This is a genomic window from Actinoallomurus soli (genome assembly GCF_024055715.1).
In the GTDB taxonomy this organism is placed as follows: domain Bacteria; phylum Actinomycetota; class Actinomycetes; order Streptosporangiales; family Streptosporangiaceae; genus Actinoallomurus; species Actinoallomurus soli.
The window spans coordinates 34,779-57,627 of sequence record NZ_JAMXMV010000024.1; the positions used below are offsets into that span (position 1 = coordinate 34,779).

General features: G+C 71.5%; 16 protein-coding genes and 1 pseudogene. 7 read left to right on the forward strand and 10 right to left on the reverse strand.

Annotation, left to right across the window (positions count from 1 at the left end; all coding sequences use genetic code 11):
* Window positions 1-26 precede the first annotated feature (26 nt).
* Both NDW01_RS36235 and NDW01_RS36240 read right to left on the reverse strand, forming a co-directional pair.
* Window positions 27-1,271, reverse strand: coding sequence for an acyltransferase family protein (locus NDW01_RS36235; protein WP_252828873.1), 1,245 nt, complete (start codon window positions 1,269-1,271; stop codon window positions 27-29).
* Window positions 1,268-2,005, reverse strand: a complete 738-nt coding sequence (locus NDW01_RS36240) for a class I SAM-dependent methyltransferase (RefSeq protein ID WP_252828874.1) — start codon at window positions 2,003-2,005, stop codon at window positions 1,268-1,270. Before NDW01_RS36240 ends, NDW01_RS36235 begins: the two co-directional genes overlap by 4 nt.
* Window positions 2,006-2,136: 131 nt before the next feature.
* Here NDW01_RS36240 and NDW01_RS36245 point away from each other — a divergent pair, with 131 nt between their 5' ends.
* Entirely contained in the window at window positions 2,137-3,180 is a 1,044-nt protein-coding gene (locus tag NDW01_RS36245) for a DUF3068 domain-containing protein (RefSeq protein ID WP_252828875.1), read from the forward strand.
* Between the two features lie 4 nt (window positions 3,181-3,184).
* On the opposite strand, the gene NDW01_RS36250 is transcribed toward NDW01_RS36245, so the two are convergent.
* The 3 genes from NDW01_RS36250 to NDW01_RS36260 all read right to left on the reverse strand — a co-directional run bounded on the left by NDW01_RS36250 (window position 3,185) and on the right by NDW01_RS36260 (window position 10,199).
* Complete coding sequence (locus tag NDW01_RS36250) at window positions 3,185-4,549, reverse strand: M1 family metallopeptidase (RefSeq protein WP_252828876.1); 1,365 nt, start codon at window positions 4,547-4,549, stop codon at window positions 3,185-3,187.
* 64 nt (window positions 4,550-4,613) lie between these two features.
* Window positions 4,614-7,088 (reverse strand): M4 family metallopeptidase, encoded by a 2,475-nt coding sequence (locus NDW01_RS36255; protein WP_252828877.1) that lies wholly within the window; start codon window positions 7,086-7,088, stop codon window positions 4,614-4,616.
* 156 nt (window positions 7,089-7,244) lie between these two features.
* Complete coding sequence (locus tag NDW01_RS36260; RefSeq protein ID WP_252828878.1) at window positions 7,245-10,199, reverse strand: ATP-binding protein; 2,955 nt, start codon at window positions 10,197-10,199, stop codon at window positions 7,245-7,247.
* A 213-nt stretch (window positions 10,200-10,412) separates the two neighbouring features.
* Here NDW01_RS36260 and NDW01_RS36265 point away from each other — a divergent pair, with 213 nt between their 5' ends.
* Entirely contained in the window at window positions 10,413-11,525 is a 1,113-nt protein-coding gene (locus tag NDW01_RS36265) for an NAD(P)H-dependent flavin oxidoreductase (RefSeq protein ID WP_252828879.1), read from the forward strand.
* A 57-nt stretch (window positions 11,526-11,582) separates the two neighbouring features.
* Here the strand turns inward: NDW01_RS36265 and add are convergent, their stop codons facing one another.
* From add to NDW01_RS36280, 3 genes are all read right to left on the reverse strand, one after another.
* Window positions 11,583-12,596 (reverse strand): adenosine deaminase, encoded by a 1,014-nt coding sequence (gene add / locus NDW01_RS36270; RefSeq protein ID WP_252828880.1) that lies wholly within the window; start codon window positions 12,594-12,596, stop codon window positions 11,583-11,585.
* 131 nt (window positions 12,597-12,727) lie between these two features.
* On the reverse strand, window positions 12,728-13,117 hold the full coding sequence (locus NDW01_RS36275) for a hypothetical protein (protein WP_252828881.1): 390 nt from the start codon (window positions 13,115-13,117) through the stop codon (window positions 12,728-12,730).
* Between the two features lie 502 nt (window positions 13,118-13,619).
* On the reverse strand, window positions 13,620-14,240 hold the full coding sequence (locus tag NDW01_RS36280; RefSeq protein WP_252828882.1) for a TetR/AcrR family transcriptional regulator: 621 nt from the start codon (window positions 14,238-14,240) through the stop codon (window positions 13,620-13,622).
* Window positions 14,241-14,344: 104 nt separating this feature from the next.
* Here NDW01_RS36280 and NDW01_RS36285 point away from each other — a divergent pair, with 104 nt between their 5' ends.
* From NDW01_RS36285 to NDW01_RS36305, 5 genes and pseudogenes are all read left to right on the forward strand, one after another.
* Window positions 14,345-15,079, forward strand: coding sequence for an SDR family NAD(P)-dependent oxidoreductase (locus NDW01_RS36285; protein WP_252828883.1), 735 nt, complete (start codon window positions 14,345-14,347; stop codon window positions 15,077-15,079).
* 120 nt (window positions 15,080-15,199) lie between these two features.
* Window positions 15,200-15,376, forward strand: a pseudogene (locus NDW01_RS36290) (helix-turn-helix domain-containing protein); the annotation flags it as partial.
* A 109-nt stretch (window positions 15,377-15,485) separates the two neighbouring features.
* Complete coding sequence (locus tag NDW01_RS36295; RefSeq protein WP_308211856.1) at window positions 15,486-17,528, forward strand: protein kinase domain-containing protein; 2,043 nt, start codon at window positions 15,486-15,488, stop codon at window positions 17,526-17,528.
* A 257-nt stretch (window positions 17,529-17,785) separates the two neighbouring features.
* Window positions 17,786-19,300, forward strand: a complete 1,515-nt coding sequence (locus NDW01_RS36300; protein WP_252828885.1) for a M1 family metallopeptidase — start codon at window positions 17,786-17,788, stop codon at window positions 19,298-19,300.
* A 185-nt stretch (window positions 19,301-19,485) separates the two neighbouring features.
* The gene (locus tag NDW01_RS36305; RefSeq protein ID WP_252828886.1) at window positions 19,486-20,184 is read left to right on the forward strand and encodes an aspartate/glutamate racemase family protein; all 699 of its coding nucleotides are present in this window, start codon (window positions 19,486-19,488) and stop codon (window positions 20,182-20,184) included.
* An 88-nt stretch (window positions 20,185-20,272) separates the two neighbouring features.
* Here NDW01_RS36305 and NDW01_RS36310 read toward each other — a convergent pair whose 3' ends face one another.
* Both NDW01_RS36310 and NDW01_RS36315 read right to left on the reverse strand, forming a co-directional pair.
* Entirely contained in the window at window positions 20,273-21,832 is a 1,560-nt protein-coding gene (locus NDW01_RS36310; protein WP_252828887.1) for an OmpA family protein, read from the reverse strand.
* 153 nt (window positions 21,833-21,985) lie between these two features.
* Window positions 21,986-22,798 (reverse strand): crotonase/enoyl-CoA hydratase family protein, encoded by an 813-nt coding sequence (locus NDW01_RS36315; RefSeq protein ID WP_252828888.1) that lies wholly within the window; start codon window positions 22,796-22,798, stop codon window positions 21,986-21,988.
* Window positions 22,799-22,849 lie beyond the last annotated feature (51 nt).

The following is a 22,849-nucleotide window of genomic DNA, read 5'->3' on the forward strand; positions in this document are numbered from 1 at the left end:
CTGGTGTACGCCTGTCCCGGTTCTCCTCAGAGCCTCGTACGCGGTGACCGGTTCCGGCGGCGGGTGAGGCGGAGGGCGGGCTTCTCGAGGGCGTGGAAGCTGAGCGTCGCGGCCGCCAGGGTGATGGCGGTGATGGCGGGGAAGGCGGTGAGGAAGCCGCCGGTGAAGGCGGCGTGGCCGGTGGCGCGGTACCAGGTGACGGAGACCGCGAGCTGCCAGAGGAAGACGCCGTAGGAGATGCGGCCGAGGAAGCGCATGACGCGGTTGCCGAGGATGCGATGAACGCCGGAGTCGTCCGGGCCGGCGAGGGCGACCGGGGCGACGAAGAAGGCCGCGACCAGGCCGTACAGCAGGACGCGCAGCTCAGACGTCCAGGTCGAGTCGAGGGTGACCATGTCGGTGGGGCCGGTCAGCGGGGACGCCGCGACGCAGTACAGGACGCCGGCGATGGCCCAGCAGGTGCCCCAGGACCGCGCGATCGTACGGCAGAACCGGACCGGAGCCTCGGCGCCCGTACGGGCCCAGACCGTCATCACGGACAGGGCCATGCCGATCGCGAACCAGGCGAAGTAGCGGGGCAGGAACACGCCGAGCTGGACGGACAGGCGCGGCGTGAACATGAAGATCGTGAAGACGAAGGAGACCGCCGCGTACCCCGCGATGCCACGGAGCAGGCGCCGGGCCCGAACGCCGGTGTCCTCGCCGGCCCGGCGGGCGTACCGGCCGAGGAGGGCGGCGGTGACGGGCAGCAGCGCGTACCAGGCGGCCTCGACCGTGAGGCTCCACATCTGGCCGAGCCCGGACGGGCCGAGGTACGTGTGCCACCACGGGTGCGGGTCGTACGGGTAGGTCAGGGTCAGCAGCTTCAGCCACGTCCACGGGTCGCGCGTGTGGTCCGTCAGGATGGTGACCATCGCGAAGACGACGACGAGCCAGTACGCGGGCAGGATGCGGACGGCGCGCCGCCACAGGAACCGGCCCGTACGCGGCCGGTCGTGGCCGTCGAGCAGCAGGGCCGCGGCCCACGGGCGGTACAGGAGCAGGCCGGACAGGGTGAAGAAGACCGGGACGCCGATCCCGGCGCCGGACAGGAGCCAGGCCGTCGGGTCGTCCCTGAGGGTGTGCCCCGTGTCCGCGGCGACGTGGAAGACGAGGACCGCGAGCGCGGCGACGGCCCGTACGCCGTCCAGGGCGTCCTGGTGGCCGGAGATCCTGGGCAGGTCGGCCGGCGGCGGATCCGGTGTCCGCTCCTCGGTGGTCGTCGTGGTCACGGCGTCTTGCGCAGGACCAGGAGGAGGTTCCAGGTGAGGAACTCGCGGACGCCGGGGACGCGGACCACCGGGGCGGCCCAGCCGGGGAGGTAGCGGGGTAGAGCCGCCTCGACCGTAACGTCGTCGCGGCCGCGCGCCCAGGTCAGGGCTGCGCCGACCGAGACGGGGTGGAGGCTGTGGCCGTACCGGTTCTTGGGCGGCCGGCCGTGCCCCCGTTCGTACCGCCGGGCGGCGCGGTGCCCGCCGAGGTAGTGCCAGGGCGAGGTCTCGTGGCCGCCCCAGGGGGACAGCCAGTTCGTGAAGGCGAGGAAGACGACCCCGCCGGGCCGGACCACCCGGATCATCTCCGCGCCCATCCGCCAGGGGCCGGGAACGTGTTCCAGGACGTTCGAGGAGAAGCACACGTCGACGGAGCCGGTGGCGAGGGGCAGGCTGAGCGCGGTGCCGAGCACGGTGCCGGGCGGGGGCGGGCCGTGGAGGGTCAGCTCCCCGGCGTCGCACTCGACGCCGACGCACCGGGCGCCCGCCCTCCGCAGCGCGGTGGTGAAGAACCCGGGGCCGCTGCCGACGTCCGCCACGGTCGCGCCGTCGAGGGAGGCGTACCGGCCGAGCTGGGCGATGGTGTCGGCGGCCAGCAGGCGGTAGAACCCCTCCGGGTCGGACTGCTCGTCGCGGAAGGCGCGCAGCAGGCGCACCGAGCGGGCGAGCGTCGCGCGGTGGGGAGCGGGCGGCACGGGGGGACCTCCGGGGCGGCGAAGCGGCAATCCTACGCCTCGGTAACGTACTCATCACGGCACTTGAGCCCAAGGGTGCGTCGCCCTTTTCGTCCTCTACGATGCGGTTCACGGCGAGCAGGAGGTCAAGTGTGCGACGCAATGTCGGATTGGTCCTGGTCGGAGTCGCGGCCTTCTTCCTCGCCCTCGCCACGCTCGTGCGGTTCTACGTCGCGAACCAGGTGATCGCCGCCCCGGCGAACTTCTTCCAGCAGTCGACGCTGGAGGCCACCGGCGCCTCGTACCTCGACACCGCCACCCTCAAGATGCGCGACGGCGTGCGCCTGCGGGCGGTGAACACCGTCCGCGGCGACGCGCGCGCCGCCACCAACAAGATCGCCGTGTGGGACTCCTTCACCTCCATCGAGGACCCCGCGACGAAGAAGAGCGTCGAGATCCAGCAGCAGCGCGCCGCCTTCGACCGCCGGACCGGGACGCTCTACAACATCAAGGGCGCGTCGGTGGGCAGCGACACCGGCGTCCGGCAGTCCGGGATCGGGACGTTCTGGCCGATCGGCGTGAAGAAGCGCTCCTACCCGTACTTCGACATCTCGACGAAGCGGACCTGGCCCGCGGTCTTCGCGGGGGAGGAACGGCTCCAGGGCATCACGACGTACCGCTTCGTGCAACGGATCCCCCCGACGGTCACCGAGTCCGTCAAGGGCGGCCTGCCCGCGTCGCTGCTGAAGGTGAAGAACCCCAAGAAGCTCCCGGGCTATGACAAGAAGACCGGGAACGTCGCCGTCGACCGCGTCTACGACGCGACCGTGACGCTCTGGGTGGATCCGCGCACCGGCGGCCAGGTGAACCAGGAGCAGAAGGTCCGGACCACGCTCCGCACCAAGGACGGCGTGGACCGGCTCGTCGCCGCGAACCTGGACCTGAGGATGACCGACGCGAGCCAGAAGGCCCTCGCCAAGATCAACAAGGACCAGGCGCTGAAGATCACGGCGTTCCGGGCGATCGTCCCGATCGGCGGCGCGGCCCTCGGGCTGGTCCTGCTCGTCGTCGGGCTCGTGCTGGCGATCCCCGGACGCGAGACGATCATTCCGCTGCCCGACGGCGCCGACGAGAGCGCGAGCACGACGAAGGCGGACGGCCCGAGCCAGGCCGTCCGCCCTCGGTCCGGAAACTGACCGATCAGCCGTCGATGCGGTGCTGCGTCCAGAAGGACGTCAGGTCGGTCGAGGTCGCGGCCTGGGCCGCCGCCTTGAACTCCGCCGTCGTCGACACGCCGTACCAGTGGGACTGCGCGTAACTGCGCAGCAGGTTGGTCATCGCGGTCGTGCCGATCAGCTGGCGCAGGTCGTGGAGCGCGCACTTGCCGTAGGAGTACACGACCGTGCTGTACCGGCTGGAGTGCGCGTCCCAGTACGCCATGGAGTTGGTGATCTTCTCGGCGGACGACGCCCAGGAGACGTTGTTCCAGCAGCCCGACCCGGTGAGGCCCTGGTACAGGTCCGTGGAGTAGTCGGCGAACGCCTCGTCCAGCCACGGGCTGTTGTACTCGTCGTCGCCGACGATGCCGTACCACCACTGGTGCGCCAGCTCGTGCGCGAGCGCGGTGGAGCTGACCAGGTCCAGGACGAAGCCGGGGTACTCCATGCCGCCGAACCAGTAGCCGTTGTCCAGCACGACGTCGACCTCGCCGTACGGGTACGCGCCGAACCGCCCGCTGTGCGCGTCGATCGCGGACTTGGCCGTGCTCAGCATCGAGTTCGCCGAGCTGGAGCTGATCGAGCTCACCCGGTAGACGTTGATCTTCACGCCGTTCGGCGACGTGCCGGAGACGAGGCCGAACGGCCCGGCCGCCCAGGCGAAGTCGCGGACCTGCTTCGCGGTCGCCGTCGTGACCGTCCGGCCGGAGGAGCCGGGCGTGTCCACCGACGTCCCGGTCGCGGGGACGCTGATCGAGCTCGGGTGGTCCAGCGTGACCGTGAAGTCACTGGCGAGGCTGTAGAACGACTCGCCGTTGTCGGTGTACGGGTCCAGGTGCCAGCCCGACGCGTCCCGGATGGCCAGGACCGGCAGGGCGTTGCCGAGGAAGTTGTACGACCCGTCGCGGCCGAACCGGTCGACGCCGCTCGGGACCACGATGCTCAGGTCGAATCCGATCGAGCCGCTCTGCCCCTGGTTCAGCGGGCTCGGCAGGGTGACCTTCAGCGCGGTGCAGCCGACCTCGAGGGAGCCGGCGGTGCCGCCCGTGACGTTCGAGACCGTGATGGGCGTCGACGGGCAGCTGCCGTGGTAGTTGTCCCACAGCCGCAGGTAGACCTCGGTCAGCGGGGTGGCCGAGGCGTTCGTGAAGCTCACGCTCTCGTGGCCGGTCCAGGTGGAGCCGCTGGAGTTGCTGGTCAGGTTGACCGTGTACGACGGCGTCGCCGGCGTTCGTACGCTGTCCGCGAGCGTCGCGGACGGATTCTGCGGGGCCGCGGCGTGGGCCGCGCCGATCGGGGTCAGCGCCGTCGCCGCCGAGGCGACCAGCGCGAGCAAAGCCTTCTTCAAAGGAATCTCCTGGTGATGAAGAGGGCCCCGCGCGGGTGACGCGCGGGGCCCCGATGGATCACGGTCAGGATGCGTTGATGGCGACGTCGTCGATCGTGAAGCTCGTCTGCAGGCCCGAGTCCTCGGTGCCGCTGAACGATAGCGTCACGGTCTGGCCCGCGTAGGACGACACGTCGAAGGTCTTCTGCGTGTATCCGGACGCGGCGTTGACGTTGCTGTAGGTGGCCAGGGTCGTGCTGCCGACCTTGACCGTCAGCTTGTCGTAGACCGTGCTACCGGTCTCGTCCGTGTCGATGTGCAGCCAGAAGCTGAGCGAGGCGCTGCAGCCGGACGGGATCGTCACCGACTGGGTGGCGCTGTCGGTGTGGGTCGAGCCGTACCCGTCCAGGTAGGCGAAGTAGCTGCCCGAGTGCGGGCTCTCACCGCTGCTGCTGGTGGACACGACGCCGGAGGTGGTCGTCCACGGTGCGGTGCCGCTCTCGAACCCGCCGTTGCTCACCTTGTTGCCGGGCGAGGAGCATCCGCCGCCGACCGGGTTCACGGTCCAGGTGAACGTCGTGGTGCCGGTCGCGTTCGAGGTGTCCTTCGCCGTCACGGTGACCGAGGAGGTGCCGGCCGTCGTGGGCGTGCCGGAGATCAGGCCGGTGGAGGAGTTGATCGACAGCCCGGCGGGCAGGCCCGTCGCGCTGTAGGTCAGGGCCTGCCCGTTCGGGTCGCTGGCCTGGATCTGCAGGCTCACCGCGGTGCCGACCGTGGTGGTCTGGTTGCCGGGGTTGGTCACCGACGGGCTGCCGGGCTGGCCGGAGCAGGTGCCGGGGACCGGGTCGGAGCCGGTGACGCTGACCGCCGCCCAGGCGGCGTTCACGGTGTTGTACTCGGTGCAGTGCGCGCCGTACAGGTCGGCGGCGGCCTTCAGCGAGTCGGTCCGCGCCTGGGAGTAGTTCTCGTTGCTGTTGGCGTACGACGCGAGCGCCTTGTACCAGATCTTGCCGGCCTTGTCGTTGCCGATGCCGGTGACCGTGGAGCTGTTGCACGTCGGGCTGTTGCCGTAGCCGTGGTCGCCGCTGCCGACGGCCAGCAGGAAGAACCAGTGGGACAGCGGGCCGAGCGAGTAGTGCGGGTCCAGCGAGCCGTTGCTGCTCGTGTAGCAGTTCGGCGAACTGCCGTCGAGCGAGGGGTTGTACATGTAGCGCAGCGGCTTGCCGTCGCCGTTGATGTTGATCAGCTCGCCCATCGTGTAGTCGGGCGTGTCCTTGGCGTTGTTCGCGTAGAACTCCACCATGGTGCCGAAGATGTCGCTGGTGCCCTCGTTCATGCCGCCGGTCTCGCCGTTCTCACCCCAGCCGGTGAGCGCGCCGCTGACGCCGTGGCTCATCTCATGGCCGGCGACGTCGATCTCGACGAGGGGACGGGAGTTGCCGGAGCCATCGCCGTACGTCATCTGGGAGCCGTCCCAGAACGCGTTGACGTAGGCGTTCCCGTAGTGCGTACGGGACGGCACGCCCGCGCCGTTGCCGAAGATGCCGTTACGGCCCTGGACGTTCTTGTAGTAGTCGAACGTCTCCGCCGCGCCGTAGTGCGCGTCGACGCCGGCCGAGGCCGGGTCGCTGTTGGTCCCGTTCCCGAACGTCCCGGTCGAGTTGCTGAACGTCGTGCCGGTGCCGCTCGTCGCGTGGTTCAGGTTCGTGGTGTACCCGTTGCCGTGCGACGGGTCCTTCATCGTCCACGTGCTGCCGGACTGCGTCAGGTCGATCGGCACCGTGCCGCTGTAGATCGAGTTCCCCGTGCCCGCGGTCAGGGGGCTCACGCCACCGTTCGGCGTGGCCTTGGCGCGTGCTTCGGCGGCGCGCTGCTGCGCCGGCGACAGGAACGTGTCGATCTCGTCCCGCTTGGTCACGACCTTGCCCTTGGTCGCGTCCACCAGGACGTGCAGCACGCTCGGCGTACGGTCGGCGCGCACGCCGCGTACGACGGTCTCCCACACCAGCTGGGAGGACCGTCCGGTGGCCCACACGGCCAGGTGCGGCGTGCCGACCGAGGACACCGTGCCGGCGAGCTGCGTCCGCGAGGTACGGGCCGCGTCGGCGGCGGCGACGTGCGGCGTCGTGGACACGGCCGAGGCGGGGGTGGCCGTGTTCAGCGCGCGGTACGTGCCGCCCGGCTTGAGGTGGACGATCAGGTCGCCGCCGTAGACCGGCAGGCCGTGGAACGTCCGGTCGAACCGCACGTCGGCCGCGCCGTTCTTGTCGACCACGACCGTGCGCGGCGTGAAGGCGTCACCCGACTTCACGTGCCCGGCGCTCTTGTGCGCCGCGAGGGCCTTACGCGCCTGGGCGACGACCTGGGCGCGGGTGGAGGGGGACGTGTTCACCGTGAAGTCGCTCGGCGTGAACGCCGAACGCCCCGCCGGCTGTGGTTTGGCGGGGGCCTTCACGGGAACCTGGGACGGGGCGGCGGTGACGGCCGGAGCCGTCAGCAGTCCGCCTGCGACGGCGATGACGGCCGTGGCCGACACCGTCGCGATGCGTCGTTTGGACATGAGCGGGGAAATCCTTTCGCCAAGGGGGTGGGCCCGCGCCATCGCGGGCAGGCGGAAGGGGCAGGGTCTCGGCCCTCCGGTTCGGAGGACCTTGCGCAGAGTGTCCGATTCCGTGGGGAAGCTGAGAAGACCCTTCAGACAGCCGTAGGGAAATCCCTACGCCGGGCGGTCCGCCGCGCGCGGGCTCGTGACGGCCCGGGTCAGGCCGACGCGGGACCGCACGCCGAGCTTGCGGTACGACCTGGTCAGCGCCGCCTCGACCGTCTTGATGCTCACGAACAGCCGGGCCGCGATCTCCCGGTTCGTGGCGCCCTCGGCGACCAGCGCGGCCACGCGGCGCTCCATGCCGGACAGCGCGCGCAGCGGGTCGTCGTCCCCGGCCGCCGTCGGCACGCCCAGGTCGAGCCGGTCCAGTTCGGCGGTCACCGCCGCGATCCAGGGCGCGGCCTTGGCGCGCAGCAGCACCCGGCGGGCCCCGTGCAGCGCCTCCCGCGCCGCCGGAACGTCCCGCGCGCGCAGGTACAGGCGGCCGAGCTCGAGGCGGGCCCGCCCCTCCTCGACCGGGTAGGGGAGCGCCGCCTGGGCCCGTACCGCCCGCTCCAGCGCGGGTACGGCTCCGTCCAGGTCCCCGCGCGCGGCGAGGACCAGGGCGGCGGCCCGGTCCAGGGCGGCCAGCACGCTAGGCCGGCCCAGCCGGGCGGCCTGCCGCCTCGTCTCCTCGATCAGCTCGTCCGCCTCCGCGACCTCCCCGATCGCCGCGAGCGCCTCGGCGAGGTCGGCGTGCCAGCGCCGCAGGCCGGGCTCGGCCAGGCCCTGCGCCGCCTCCATCGCGCGGACCCGGCGAAGGGCGGCGACGGCCCCGGCCGGGTCGCCGCGCAGCAGCCTGATGTGCCCCAGCGCGTGCAGCGTCGTCGGCAGGAACAGCAGGTCCCCGTCGTCCTCGCTGTGCCCGACACCGCGTTCGGCGGCGGCCAGGCCACGGTCCACCGAGCCGCCCGCGGCCTCGGCGAACGCGACCGCGCACCAGGCGGGCCCCTGGCTCAGCTCGCTGTCCTGCGCCAGCCGCAGACACTGGTAGGCCAGGTCGAGGCCCCGGTCGCAGCGGCCGCGCGCGGTCTCCACGTGCGCGGACCCGTACAGGCACATGAAGAGGCTCTCCACCGCGCCCCGCTGGCGCACCGCGTACGTCAGCGCGCGCAGTTCGGCGCGCGCCTCCTCCAGCCGGTCGTGCAGCAGGTGGTGCTTGTGGCGCAGGTACACCGGGCCGTTGTGGCCGAGTCGGATCGCCGGATCCTGCGGGCCGGCCAGGGCCCGCGCCATGGTCCGCTCGGCCTCCGGCGACCCGATGTGGAACTCCGCCAGGGCCTGTTTGGCCAGGGCGAGCAGCTCCGTGCTGCGGTCGCCCGCCTCGGCCGCCAGCCGTGCCGCCGTCGCCGCCTCCGCGCGGGCCTGCGGCGCGGAGCCCTTGACCAGCCAGGCCCGCCAGGCGAGGCGGTAGTGCAGCGGCGCGAGCAGCGCCGGGTCGTCCCGCGCGTCGGCCAGCGCGCGCGGGAACACCTCGTCGAGTTCGGCGAGGGCCTGCCCGCACGAGTCCAGCAGCACGATCCACGCCCGCACCCGCTCGGCGGGCGGTACGGCCACCGCCAGGACGTGCTCGGCGATGCCGCGCGCCATCGCGAACTCGCCGGCGGCCAGCGCGTCCTCGGCGGCGGTGAGCCGCAGCCCCGGCTCCGCCTCCGGCTTGGTGGTGCGCTCGGCGGCCAGGAGCCCCAGCCGCGCGGCGGCGGCACGGGCCCCGCGCCGGCGCGCCGCGGCGGCGGCCTCCGCGAGGGTCTCGGCGACCTGGGCGTCACGGCCCGGCGCGACCACGGCGAGGTGGTGCGCGCGTTCGACCGGGTCGGTGACCGCGTCGGCGAGGGCCGCGTGGGCGGCGAGCCGGTCCCGCTCGGCCGACTCCGCGTACAGCACCGCCGACAGCAGCGGATGCGTGAACCGGATGACGTCCCCGGGCGCGACGATCCCGGCGTGCCGCGCCTCGGCGATGTCCGCGGCGGCCTCCGGCCGGCCCGCGGCGCGCAGCAGCGCGAGCGTCGGCCGCGCCGCCGCGCCGGCGACGAGCAGCGTCTGGCGGGCGCCGGAGGAGAGCGCGAGCAGGCGCCCCATCATCAGCGTGCGCAGCCCGTCCGGCACCGGGAGCGGCGCCGCCGGATCGAGCGGCTCGTGGTGGTCGGCGAGCGCCCGGCCCAGTTCCAGCGCGAAGAAGGGGTTGCCGTCACTGGCCCGGTGCACTTTGGCCAGGACCGGACGGGGCAGCCGCAGGTCGGCGAGCAGCCCGCCGATCTCCGCGGTCGTCATCGCGGGCACGGGCAGGGTCAGCACGGGCGGTGGGCACAGCCCCGGCGGATCCTGCGGCTCGCCCGGGCCCGCGCGCAGGCCGACCAGGGCGCGCAGGGGCAGCCCGTCGGCGCGCCGGGCGATGAAGGCCAGCAGCTCCGCGCTCGGCGCGTCCAGCCACTGCGCGTCGTCGACGACGAGCAGCACCGGCGCGGCGGCGCAGAGCGTACGGAAGGCCGCCAGCACGGCGACGCGCAGGCCGAGGACGTCGCGCTCGCCGACCGGGTCGTCGCGGCGCAGCAGCGCCGCCTCCAGGACGTCCCGCTGGTGCTTGGGGAGCGTGTCCAGCAGATCGTCGCCGGTCTCGGCCAGCAGGTCGATGAGGCCGAGGAACGGCAGGTGCCGTTCGGTCGCCGACAGGGAGCAGCGCAGCACCCGGTGATCGGTGAACTCCTCGGCCAGTGCCGCCAGCAGAGTGGACTTGCCGATGCCGGCGGGCCCGGTCAGGACGACGCTGCCGCCCACGGCGAGGTGGTCGCGGGCGCGGGCGAGAAGAGGGGCGCGGTCCACCAGCGCGGGCGGCGAGAGCTCGCCGATCCGCGCCTGCGCCGGTGGGAGCGGTGGCGGTTCGCCGACCCGCGCCTGCGCCGGTGGGGGCGGTGAGGGTTCGCCGGCCCGCGCCTGCGTCAGGGCAGGCGGCGACGGTCCCCTGACCTGCGGCCGCGCTGCCGCCGGCCGGGAGGCCGTTCCATTGGCTGATCCGAACGGATCGGTCATCCGTGCTGGCCCTCCGGGCTCGCTCCAACGTAGGAGCCCCGAGCGGGCAAGCTAACAATCGGTCATACCGCCGTCAACACCTCTGGTTGGGATGTTCTTCGTATTCGTCTGCTACGCGTTCCAGTGTGCGAGCCCGGACATCACCCGGGGCTTCCGAGGAAACCTAACTAGAACCTGTTGCAGTTAGCTGTCGCGGCACCTATGGTCGGGACTGTGCGGACACGGGTAACGGAACTCTTCGGCATCGAATATCCGATCTTCGCCTTCAGCCACTGCCGCGACGTCGTCGCGGCGGTCAGCCGCGCGGGCGGCATGGGCGTCCTCGGCGCCCTCTACTTCACCCCCGAGCAGCTGGAGACCGAGCTGGCGTGGATCGACGACCACGTCGGCGGCAGGCCGTACGGCGTCGACGTCGTCATGCCCGCCAAGTACGAGGGCGCGGACCTCGGTGACGCCGGCGAGCTGCTCTCCAAGCTGCAGGGCATGATCCCCGAACGCCACCGGCAGTTCGTCAACGACCTGCTGGAACGTCACGGCGTCGACCCGCTCACGGAGGAGGGCGCGGGCCACTACCTCCTCGGCTGGACCGACGCCACCGCCCGCCCCCAGGTCGAGGTGGCGCTGAAGCACCCGATCGCCCTCCTGGCCAACGCGCTCGGGCCGCCCCCGGCGGACGTCGTCGAGCAGGCGCACCAGCACGGCGTGAAGGTCGCCGGCCTGGCCAGCAACGCCCGCCACGCCAGGAAACAGGTCGAGGTCGGCGTCGACATCATCGTCGCGCAGGGCACCGAGGCCGGAGGCCACACCGGCGACGTGGCGACGATGGTCCTCATCCCCGAGGCCGTCGACGCCGTCGGCCCGGACACCATCGTGCTGGCCGCGGGCGGCATCGGCCGCGGCCGTCAGGTCGCCGCCGGCCTCGCGCTCGGCGCCGAGGGCGTCTGGACCGGCTCGATCTGGCTCACCGTCGAGGAGGCCGACACCCCCGAGGCGTCCCGCGACCGGCTCCTCGCCGCGACGTCGCGTGACACCGTGCGCTCCCGCTCCTGGACCGGCAAGCCCGCACGGATGCTCAAGACCGCCTGGACCGACGCCTGGGAGTCCCCGGAGTCGCCCGGCACGCTCCCGATGCCGATGCAGTTCATGCTCATCTCCGACGCGCTCCGGCGGATCAACCGCGCCGGCGCGGGGGAGCTGACGACCTTCCCGGTCGGCCAGATCGTCGGCTCGATGAACCAGGTCAAGACCGCCTCCCAGGTGATCTACGACCTCATCGAGGAGTACGTCGAGACGATGGAACGCCTGAACGCCCTCACCGAATCCTGACCACCGGTGCCGCCGGCGGGCGCGGGCCCGCGCCCGCCGGCGGCCCGCCACGGCGGCTCAGGCGGGCTGGACGGCGTCGATCTCGGCGAGGATCTCGCGCTTGCGGTCCTCGCCCAGGAAGGACGCGCGAACGCCGTTGCGGGCCAGATCGGCGAGCTGCTCGCGGCCGAGCCCCAGGTCCCGCGCCGCCACGCGGTACTCGTTGGTCAGCGTCGTGCCGAACATCGGCGGGTCGTCGCTGTTCAGGGTCACGTACAGGCCCTCGGCCAGCATCCGGGGGAGCGGGTGCGCGGAGATGTCCGGCACCTGCTTGGTGCAGACGTTCGAGGTCGGGCACACCTCCAGCGGCAGCTGCGTCTCCCGCAGGTACGCCACCAGCTCCGGGTCGTCGAGGCAGGCGATCCCGTGCCCGATCCGCTCGGCCTTCAGCTCCCGGATCGCCTCCCAGATCGTCTCCGGACCGCTCATCTCCCCGGCGTGCGGCACGCTGTGCAGCCCCGCGGCGATCGCGGCGCGGAACGCGTCCCGGATCGACTGCTGGTGCGAGAGCCGGTCCTGCTCGACGCCGCCGATGCCGAAGCCGACGAGCTTCTCCGGCGGGTGGTTGAGTGCGTGGTCGAGGGTTCCGCGGTCGGCGTCCTCCCCGAACTCGCCGGGGATGTCGAAGACGTAGGCGACCTCGATCCGGTCCGCGACCTCACGGGCGGCGAGGTCCAGCGCCTCGGTGACGGCCGGCATCGTCATCCCGACCGACACGTGGGAGTACGGCGTGACGGTCAGCTCGACGTACCGGACGTTCTGCGCGGCCAGGTCCCGTGCCACCCCGGTGACCAGCGTCGCGACGTCCTCCGGCTCCCGGATGAGGCCGTTGACCGCGAAGTAGACCTCGGCGAAGTGCGGGAAGTCGCGGAACTCGAAGAACTCCCGCAGGGCCGCCTCGTTCGTCGGCACGGTGTGGCCGGTGTGCCGCCGGGCCAGCTCCAGCACGGTCGGCACGGACGCCGAACCGACCAGATGAACGTGAAGTTCGACCTTCGGCAGCGCGTTGATGAAGTCATCGTTGACGGTCATGCGGGGGAAGCTAACAGCGCCGAATCCCGCCGAGCCAGAGATTTCCGCCGAACCTGACACCGATTGGTCAATTTCCGCACAAGCCGGGACTGTGGCCCGCCGCGGGGCCATGGTCCCGGTGAGGTCGGCCGCTACCAGCGGAGCAGCCAGGCGAGGACGCGGCCGGCGACGAGGTAGACACCGGCGGCGAACAGCCAGTTCTCCGTGAGCTGCTTGCGCGCGTCGCCGTTGCGGAACACGTCGTGGAACGGGGTCGCCAGCCAGGTGCCGGCCCGCATCACGGCGTGCACCACGTCGTTCGCCTGGTTGGCGCCGCCCCAGGTCAGCGCGATGCCGAACAGCAGGATGAGGGTGATCGTCCAGGCGGCCAGCCACACGAACGCGCTGAGCCCGTCATGCCGCTGGAACCGCCGGACGCGCGTGGTGTCCCAGCGCCGGGTCCGGGAGTCGCTCACCGCCGGGGCCGAGGCCGTCGTCTCCGCCGCCGAGTCGCGCCGACGCCGCCATATCTGCGTGGCCATCTGTTCCTCCTCAGAGGCCCGAGTTTTGACGGAGTTGTCCCTCAGAGAAAAGCCACTAAACGGTCACTTCCTGTAATCGCCTGCGATGAACCATGTCGTCCTGACATGGTGAGCAGCCGAATCGAAGGTCCGTTCGCCCTCGACCCGCGGGAAGGAGAGAGGCGCTTCGTGCGGAGGAGGGCGCGTTGTCCTAGTGTGCTTTCGTCGACGAGTCCGAGTCCGAGTCCAACCGCGAACTCGATCCCGACGTCTATATCCTCGCCGCGTCCATCCTGCCGCCCGAATCCAGGGCGGCTGTACGCGAAGCGATGGTGCGGTCGCGCCTGCCGGGTGAGCGCAAGGTGCACTGGTATCACGCATGGCGATTTCAAAGTCGGTTGCCTGACCGTTGCGGTCGTGCCGTCGGATACGCGGATCTGCCCGAGCACAATGGCGTCCTGGCCGGCCGCCCGGTGGGTCATCGCCGAAAACAGCACCAGCGGCCGATGATCACGGACGCTGTTCAGCGCGGACGCAGGCTGTCGAGGAAGTGGCGGGTGCGACGGTCGTAGTCCTCGCGGCGGGGTCTGGGCATCTCGCGCAACGCGAGGCCGTTGGCGACATCGGCCCAGAAGAGGTCACCGGGGGTGAGGTCCGCGCGGAGCACTCCGGAGTCGCGGCCGGCTTCCACGATTTCGGCGGTCGCATCGGTGACCGCTTTGGCGAGCCTGGCCAACTGCTCGGACTCCGAGTACGTCGCCAGCATGACGTCGGTGAAGGCGGGCTCGCGGTACTGCAGATCGCGCCGGGCGCCGACCCAGCCGGAGATGCGTTCCCACGGGTCATCCGCGCGGCGCGCCGCATCCATTGCCGAGTACAGCTCAGAGGTGACCAGTTCCTCGATGACCGCGTCGATCAGGCCCTTCCGGCCTCCGAAGTGGTTGTAGATCGTGGCCTTGCTGACCCCCGCGGCGGCCGCGACCTGCGCCAAGGGGGTGCCGAGCCCGCGCCCGCGGAACGCGGTCAGCGCGGCCGCCCGGATCTGAGCGACGTTGCGCGCGGCATCGGCGCGAAGCGACCCGCCACCGCTCCCGGCGGCCTCATCGGCGGCAGGGGCGGTGCCCTTGCCCGGTTCTGACATCATGAGCCCCCTCCGGTAACTTGACCACGTGGTCAACTTAACCATAGGGTCAAGTTGACCACGTGGTCGACAATGCCCTGTCAACCGGATTCTAGGAGCAGCCGCCTATGCCGAAATCCATTGCCGTGGTCGGGGCCGGCCCCGGACTCGGCCGAGCCGTCGCCCGTCGCTACGCCCGCGAGGGCTACACCGTCGTCCCGATCGCCCGCCGGCAGGAACCGCTCGACGCGCTGGCGGCCGAGCTCACCCGCGCCGGAGCCACCGCGCATCCCCTCACCGCCGACCTGTCCGACGAGCGCGCGGTGCCCCGGCTCGCCGAGCAGATCCGCGCCAGGGTCGGCAGCCTCGATGCGATCTACTACGGGCCCTCGGTGCGCGGATACATCCCCGTCCTCGACCTGACCGCCGACCAACTGCGCGACCTGATGCCGCTCGCCGTCTACTCGCTCGTGGACCTCGTGCACGAGTTCCTGCCGGACATGCTCGACCGGAAGCAGGGAGCGGTCCTGGTCGCGATGGCCGCCGGCGCCGTGCAGGGAATGCCGCAGCTGTCCGGCACCGCCGTCCTGGCCGCCCAACGCAACTACCTCCAGGCGCTGCAGGCCGAGGTGACCGAACAGGGCGTCCACGTCGGCAGGCTCTACATCGGCGCGGTGATCGAGCACAGCGCATTCCACCAGCAGCAGGAGACCGCCCGCGCCACCGGCCAGCCGGTCCTGGACATGCCCGTGGTCGACCCCGACCAGCTTGCCGACTTGCTCTGGAGCATGCAGAGCAGTACACACGAACACGAAGTCCTCCACCCGAAGGACCTCTTCGACCGAACCGACCAGTCACACTGATCACGGGTAACGCCGATCAGTGTCGCCCGCTGGTGTCACACCGGCGGGCGATGGACCACAAGGGGCGTGGAGGCGGCCGTCCCCACCTCCACGCGTCTCCCCACCACTGCAGAGGGCGCCGTGTCCCACCCCAATGCCCGGCTGACCGTCCACGGCAGAAGGCTCCTGGTCGACCGGATTCGGTCCGGCAGGCCCATCGCCCACCTGGCCGATTAAATGGGCATCTCCCGCACCACCGCCCATAGGTGGGGCCGTCGTTGGCGAGCCGAAGGCGACGCGGGCCTGTACGACCGCTCCATCAAGCGGGCGAACCGCCGCGGATCGCCGGGTTAGTCAGTGATCGTTAAAGTGGGCCCTCGGGAAGTCCGGTGCCGCCTCCGGACAATCGCGTGCGTGTGGGGGTGTGGTGGAGTCGCTCGCGCCGGGAGATCCTGCGCACATCGGCCCATACAAGCTGGTCGGGCGTCTTGGCGCCGGCGGGATGGGGCGGGTCTATCTCGGTCGTGATGTCGACGGCCGGCAGGCGGCCATCAAGGTGGTGCGGGCCGAACTCGCTGACGAGCGGGACTTCCGCCGCCGGTTCGCCCGGGAGGTCAAGGCCGCCCGTGCGGTCGACGGCAGGTACACCGCCGCGGTCTTGGACGCCGACCCCGATGCCGAAACTCCGTGGCTGGCCACCGCCTACATTCCAGGCTCCTCGTTGGCCGACCACGTGGCCGATCACGGTCGGATGGACGAGGGCGAGTTGCGTCGCCTGGCGGCGGGTTTGGCGTACGCGCTGTCGGCGATCCACACCGCAGGGCTCATCCACCGCGACCTGAAGCCGTCCAACATCCTCCTCGCCGGTGACGGTCCCCGCGTCATCGACTTCGGCATCGCCCGGGCAGCCGAAGCCAGCGCCCTCACCCGCACGGGTGTCACGATCGGGTCCCCCGGCTACATGTCCCCTGAGCAGATCAACGGCCGGCCCGTGGAGACACCCAGCGATGTCTTCTCGCTCGGCGCGGTGCTCGCCTACGCCGCCACCGGCCGCTCCCCGTTCGGCGCGGGTGCCACCCCCGCTCTGCTCTACCGGGTCGTGCACAATCCGCCCGACCTGAGCGACGTCCCCGCCGCGCTGCTGCCGCTGGTCAGCGCCTGCCTGGACAAGCGCCCGGCGGCCCGGCCGACCGTCCAGCAGATCCTGGCCACCGTCGTGCCACCGGTGATGGTCGCCCCGACCATCACCGAATTGCCCGAAACGCACGTCGAACCACCCGACACCCACGTCGCCACCAGAACGCTGCCTGTGAGGCCGGTGCTCAGCCGGCGGCGCGTCCTGGCCGCCGGAGGCGCTGCCGCGATCACCGTGACCGCCGCAGTGACCGCCCCCGCGTTCCTGACCGGGTCGCGAAAGAAACGCCGTACCAACGGCCCCAGCCCCGCTCCGGTCGATACGCGCTCGGTCAACCCGCCGCGGATCCTGTGGCAGCTGACCGTCAACACCGGGACTCCTGCGGTCGCCACCCGGGATACGGTCCTGGTGACCGAGAATGCCGAGACGGACGATGGCGAGGTCAACGGGACGCTGTCCGGTCGGGATCCCGGGAACGGCGCGCGCCGTTGGAAGTGGTCCGCTCCCGCCACGCCGGCGATCCGCGCGGTCGCCCAGGATCACAACACGCTCTACGTGGCCACCGAGTCCCGGCTCTACGCCCTCCAGGAGTCCAGAAGAAAGCAGCTGTGGTCTGCCAAGGCGCCTTTCTCCGTGATCGATGTGGCGGACACCGCGGTGGCGGGCTGGACCCGGGACGGTTCTGCCGTCTCGACCCTGATCTGCCTGGATCGGACGCACGGCCACCAGCGATGGACCTACAGCGCCGGGGCCGCCGACACGTCTTGGATCAGCGTCTCCGACACGACCGTGGCCTTCGCCGATGGCGGGGAGATGACCGCTCCGAACGTCTACGCCATGGACACGGTGACGGGCAGGCAACGCTGGCAGTTCGCCGCCGGCAGGTATCTCGGCCCTCCGTTGGCCACCAGCGACGCCGTGTACGTGGGCGGTCAGGAATCATCGCCGTTCTGCGCGCTCGACGCCAAGACCGGTCAGGTCCGCTGGAAGGCCGCGTTCGGGCAGACCGACGTGGCCCCGGCGGCCGATCAGTCAACGGTGTACGTCATCGACGACAGTGCCAACACCCTGCACGCTCTCAACGTCACCGACGGCTCCGAACGGTGGAAGTTCGAAGGCATGGCCTTCCGAGGCGTGTGGGGCCCGTTCAGCGGCATCGTCTACCTGACCGGCTACTACGACATGGCCTACGCCCTGCACGCCGAAACCGGACGCCTCCTGTGGAGCTACCACGTGACCAAGCCACAGCAAGCCGCCACCACCGGCGACGGCACTGTCATCCTCACCTGCTCCACGGCCATGAACAAGAACACCGTGTACGGCCTACGCGCGTAGCGGGCCCGTCGCGCACCATCAGGAACTCGCCGAGCGCCACACGACCGGCCGGGGCTAGGCCAGGAGCTGTTCGCGACCTGAACACTCCACTTCCGTAGCGCTCCACAGAGGGGCTTACAGCCGGTCAGTCATCGGGCGGATCTTTCGCGTCACGGTCTCCGACCGTGGGCGGACGCGCACGATCCGCTCCCTTTGCCAGCCTCTAGGGAGATACCACCGACCGTATTGCGCCGGGAACCCCCATGAGAAAGGTCTCCATGAAGCCCCGTAACAAGCGAACGGCCCGATGCCTCGCCGTCGTCTCCGTCGCCGCCGCGCTGTCGGGCGTGACCGTGCCCGCCGGTGCCCGTCCCGCCGAGGGGACGCCCGGCGCGGCGAGCCTGGGGGATCGCCTTTTCCCCTCCCTGGGCAACGGCGGCTACGACGCGCGTTCCTATGACGTGGCCTTCGACTACCGCCCGGCCGTTGCCACCATGGCGGCGCGCGTCACGATGACGGCGATGGCGACGCAGAACCTGTCCCGCTTCAGCCTCGACTCCGCCGGACAGCGCATCCGTTCGGTGACGGTGAACGGCAGGCCGGCCGGCTTCCGTACCGCCGGGGAGAAGCTCTTCATCACACCACCCAGGTCGCTGCCCGACGGGCACCCTTTCGTCACCACCATCCAGTACGTCGCCGACCGCGACGCGAATCCGGCCTCGCCGGCGGTGAAGATGCCGCAGGGCATGGCCTGGCCCTGGAAACCGTGGGTCAACGCTCCGGACGGGTTCGCCGTGATGGGCCAGGCCGACCGTTCTCACGTCATCTTCCCCAGCAACGACCACCCGAGCGACAAGGCCGTGTTCACCTTCCGGGTGACGACTCCGGCGGACCGCACGGCGGTGGCCAACGGCACGCTCGTTGAGCGGCGTACCACCAACGGCCGGACGACGTTCGTCTACCGCATCGACCGCCCCATCCCGACCGACGTCGTGCAGATCGCGGTCGGCAAGTTCACCCGGACCGACGCCGTCGGCCCGTTCGGGCTCCCGCTGCACAGCTACGCCCCGACCGCACAGGCCGCCAAGCTCGCACCCGCGATCGCGCGCACCGCGGACCAGGTCGCCTGGGCCGAACGCACGCTCGGACTGCCCTTCCCCTACAGCACGTACGGGATCCTCGGCGCCCCGAGCGGGTACGACGGGGTGGCGCTGGAGACACCGACCATCTCGACGTTCCCGGCCGCCGCCCTCGCCCAGCCGGACGAGAAGGAGTCGCCGACGCAGGTGCACGAGCTGATCCACCAGTACTTCGGCGACACCGTCTCGCCCCGTACGTGGGACGACATGTGGCTCAGCGAGGGCCACGCGATGTACTACCAGTTCCGGTACACGTCCGACCGCGGGTTCGAGCCGATGGACCAGATCATGAAGGAGATCTACGCCGACGAGGCCCACCAGCGGCCCATCGTCGGCCCGCCCGCGCACATGAAGAACGCGGTCGGCGTGCTGTTCGACACCGACGCGCCGGGCGCGCTGACGCTGTACGCGCTGCGGCAGGTGGTCGGCGACCAGACGTTCCAGCGGATCGAGCGCACGTTCTACACCACCTACCGGTACGGCTCCGCGACGACCCAGGACTACATCGCCGTCGCGAACCGCGTGTCCGGCCGGAACCTGACCGGTCTCTTCGACGCCTGGCTGTACGGCGCGAAGACCCCGCCGATGCCCGGCCACCCCGACTGGACCGGCCGGCAGCCGTCGCCCTCCGCGACACCTTCATCCGCCCACTGAGCGAGCCGCGGTGACCGCCGCACCCGTGGACGGCCGGATCGCAGGAGCCCGGCCGTCCACGCGGGTCGGCACGGAACCGGGCCGCACAGTCCGGGACGAGCGCGCGGGCCGGGTACGGGCGTGCGCGAGCATGGACGCCGGTGTCCTGGCCTGTGCGGGCCGGGCGGTAGGGCGAGGGAGATTCCATGCGGACGATCGGGATGCTCGGTGGCATGAGCTGGGTGTCGAGCGCGGAGTACTACCGGTTGGCCAACGAGGTGGTCCGGGAGCGGCTCGGCGGCCTGCACTCGGCGCGGCTGGTGATGGCCTCCGTCGACTTCGCCGACGTCGAGGAGCTGCAGATGAGCGGTCGCTGGGAGGACGCCGGGCGGCTGCTCGCCGACGAGGCGCGCAAGGTCGAGGCGGCGGGCGCCGACCTGCTGCTGATCTGCACGAACACCATGCACAAGGTCGCCGACCAGGTTCAGGCCGCCGTCGACATCCCGCTGCTGCACCTGGCCGACAAGACCGCGGCGGCGGTCACCGCCGCCGGGCTGTCCACCGTGGGGCTTCTCGGCACGGCGTTCACGATGGAGCAGGACTACTACCGCGACCGGCTCGCGAGCCATGGGCTCACCGTGCTGGTCCCGCCTGCCGCCGATCGCGCCGAGGTGCACCGCATCATCTACGACGAGCTGTGCCTGAACGTGATGTCCGACGAGTCGCGCCGGACCTACCGGCGGGTCATCGCGGGGATGGTCGACGCCGGCGCCGAGGGCGTCATCCTCGGCTGTACCGAGATCGAGCTGCTCGTCGGTGCGGCCGACAGTCCCGTGCCGGTCTTCCCCACCACCCGGCTCCACGTGGCGGCCGCCGTTGACGCCGTGCTGCGGCCCGTGCCGTGACGAACGACTCCGGACGCGTGGCACCGGGCCGGACACGCCATGCGGGACGAACCCGCTGCGCTCTCGAGTTCACCTCCGCACCGGGCGTTCACGGCTTCGGCGCCTGGACGGGGACGTTCGTCACCGCCGGGAAGCCCGGGACCCGCACGGTGACGGTCCGGACGCCTGCGGGCAGCCGGAACATGTTCCAGCCGACGAGGCTGCCCTGGGCGCGTACGACGACGTCGCCCTGGTGGAGCGAGTACCCCGGGAACACCGCCTGCTGCCTGGTGTCCGTGACGTTCTTGTACTCGTCCTGGCCGACGCCCAGCACGATGCGACCCGGCCCGGCATTGCGGAAGACGTCCGCCAGGTCGGTGGCGAATCCGGCCGGGATCGGGTGCCTGTTGACGTTGTGCAGCGTCCACGTGAGCACCGCGAACCCGCTCGGCTCGCGAATGAGGCCGGTGACACCGAAGGTCATCGACTTCGGCCACGGCAGCAACGGGATGGGCCTCTTGCCGGCGTGGACCGAGACGAGCGCCGGAGGCTCGGGCCGTCCGGCCGGGTCCGCGTTCGCGGTGGGCAGTGGCCGCTTGTCCTGCGGCGGCTGTGCCAGTGCGGCGAACGTGATGACGACACGCCGGTTCAGGGCGCGCCCGGCGGGCTTGGTGTTGTCCGCGATCGGGTCGGCGGATCCGTGTCCGGCGGCCGAGTACCGCATCCCCTGCCGTTTCACCAGTTGGCGCAGTGTGGCACGGACGTTCTCGGCACGCTTCTTGGACAGGGGGAGGTTCACCGCGTCGGTGCCGGTGTTGTCCGCGTACCCGTCGACCGCGACGGTGTCGCCCGGCGACTTCTCGATCTTCGCGCTCACCTGCTTGAGGAGGGTCCTCGCCTTCGCGGTCAAGGCCGCGCTGTTCGTCGCGAAGAGCACGTCGGAGGAGAGCCGGACGCTGGTCTTGCCGCCGCCGGTCGCGTCGGTCTCGTCGCCGTGCCGGACCGTGGTGACGAGCGGGTAGCTCTCCGGCCCGGCCGCGGGCGTCGTCACCGGGTTCAACGGCGTGCCGCCCGGCCGCTGATGCAGAACGTACGGCGCGTGCGCCGCGATGGGGACGCCGAGGAACGGCGGCGTGTTCGGGAACACCACGATCATCTTCCCCGCGCCGCCCGGCGGCGCCGGGAAGGCGGCGTCCACGTCGACCTGCTGCCCGGCCTTGACGTCGGTCAGTTCCGTGCACAGGCAGGCGCCGGCCTGGGTGCGGAGCACCGGATACTCGGTGGCGTGGGCCGGATCCAGGAGGAGGGCGCCGCTCGGCGCGTGGTCCCCGGGGTGCGCCGGAGCGGCCCACGCGGTCGGCGCGACCGCCGATCCGGGCCCCGCGGTGACGCGGAACCGGGCGACGACACGGGCCGGCGCCACCTGGTCCAGTCCCATGAGGTCGACCGTGAACGACTTGCCGGGCCAGGACATGTAGTGCGTGCGCAGCGGGGCGCCGTCGACGCGTACCACCCCGTGAGCGGACGGCTTCGCCGTGGGGGACGCCGACGCGTCGCCGCCGGTCTCGTCATTGCAGCCGGCCACTCCGACGACCACGGCCACCGCCGTGACGACCGTCCCCAAGCCGCGGTTGAGCCCGCCCATCGCCGCCCCATTCGTGGTGATCACGTCGAATCAGTCGCAGGATGGGACGGCAGGACGCTTCCCACGGTTCCGTCCTGATCACCGGACCGCGGCGCCCGTCCTGATCACCGGACCGCGGCGCGCCGTCCTGATCAGCGGACCGCGGCGCGCCGTCCTGATCAGGGCCGCGGCGCCCCGCTATTCGCCGGTGAAGACGGCGGGGCGCTTCTCCTTGAAGGCGCGGGCGCCCTCCTTGGCGTCGGCCGAGCCGATGACCGGCCAGCCGAGCTCGTCGGAGATCTTCAGTGCGTCGGCCTCGGGCAGGCCCTCGGTCCTGCGGTAGGTCTCCAGGATCGCCTGGACCGCGAGGGGGCCGCAGGAGGCGATCTCGTCGGCGATCTCGCGAGCGGTCGCCAGGGCCCGGCCGTCGGGGACGATCCGGTTGATCAGGCCCATCCGCAGCGCCTCCTCGGGGGAGACGGACCGGCCGGTGAGCAGGATGTCCATCGCGAAGGCGTACGGGATCTGGCGGGGGAGCCGGATCGCGCTGCCGCCCATCGGGAACAGGCCGCGCTTCGCCTCGTACAGCCCGAGCGTGGCCCCCTCCGCGACGATGCGGAGGTCGGTGCCGACCAGCAGTTCGGTGCCGCCGGCGACCGCGTACCCCTCGACCGCACTGATCAGCGGCTTCTTCGGCTGAGAGTCGCGCAGCAGGCCCTTCCAGTGGAAGTCCGGGATCTCGGACGCGCGTCGCCGTACCCGCTCGTCCTCCGACGGCCGGCCCATGGCCTTCAGGTCGGCGCCCGCGCAGAACTGCCCGTCGGCCCCCGTGAGGATGGCGACCCGGACCTCCGGGGTATCGGACACGTAGGCCCACGCGTCGGCCATGCCGACGAGCATGTCGGTGCTGAGGGCGTTGCGGGCCTCGGGCCGGTTCATGGTGACGATGACGACGTGGCCGTCGCGCTCGACCGTGCAGTGCGGGGTGCTGAGGGGCAGTCGTTCCGCCATGGCCGTCCTCCCTGCTCGCGGCCGCGTACGCGTCACGCGACACCGAAACAA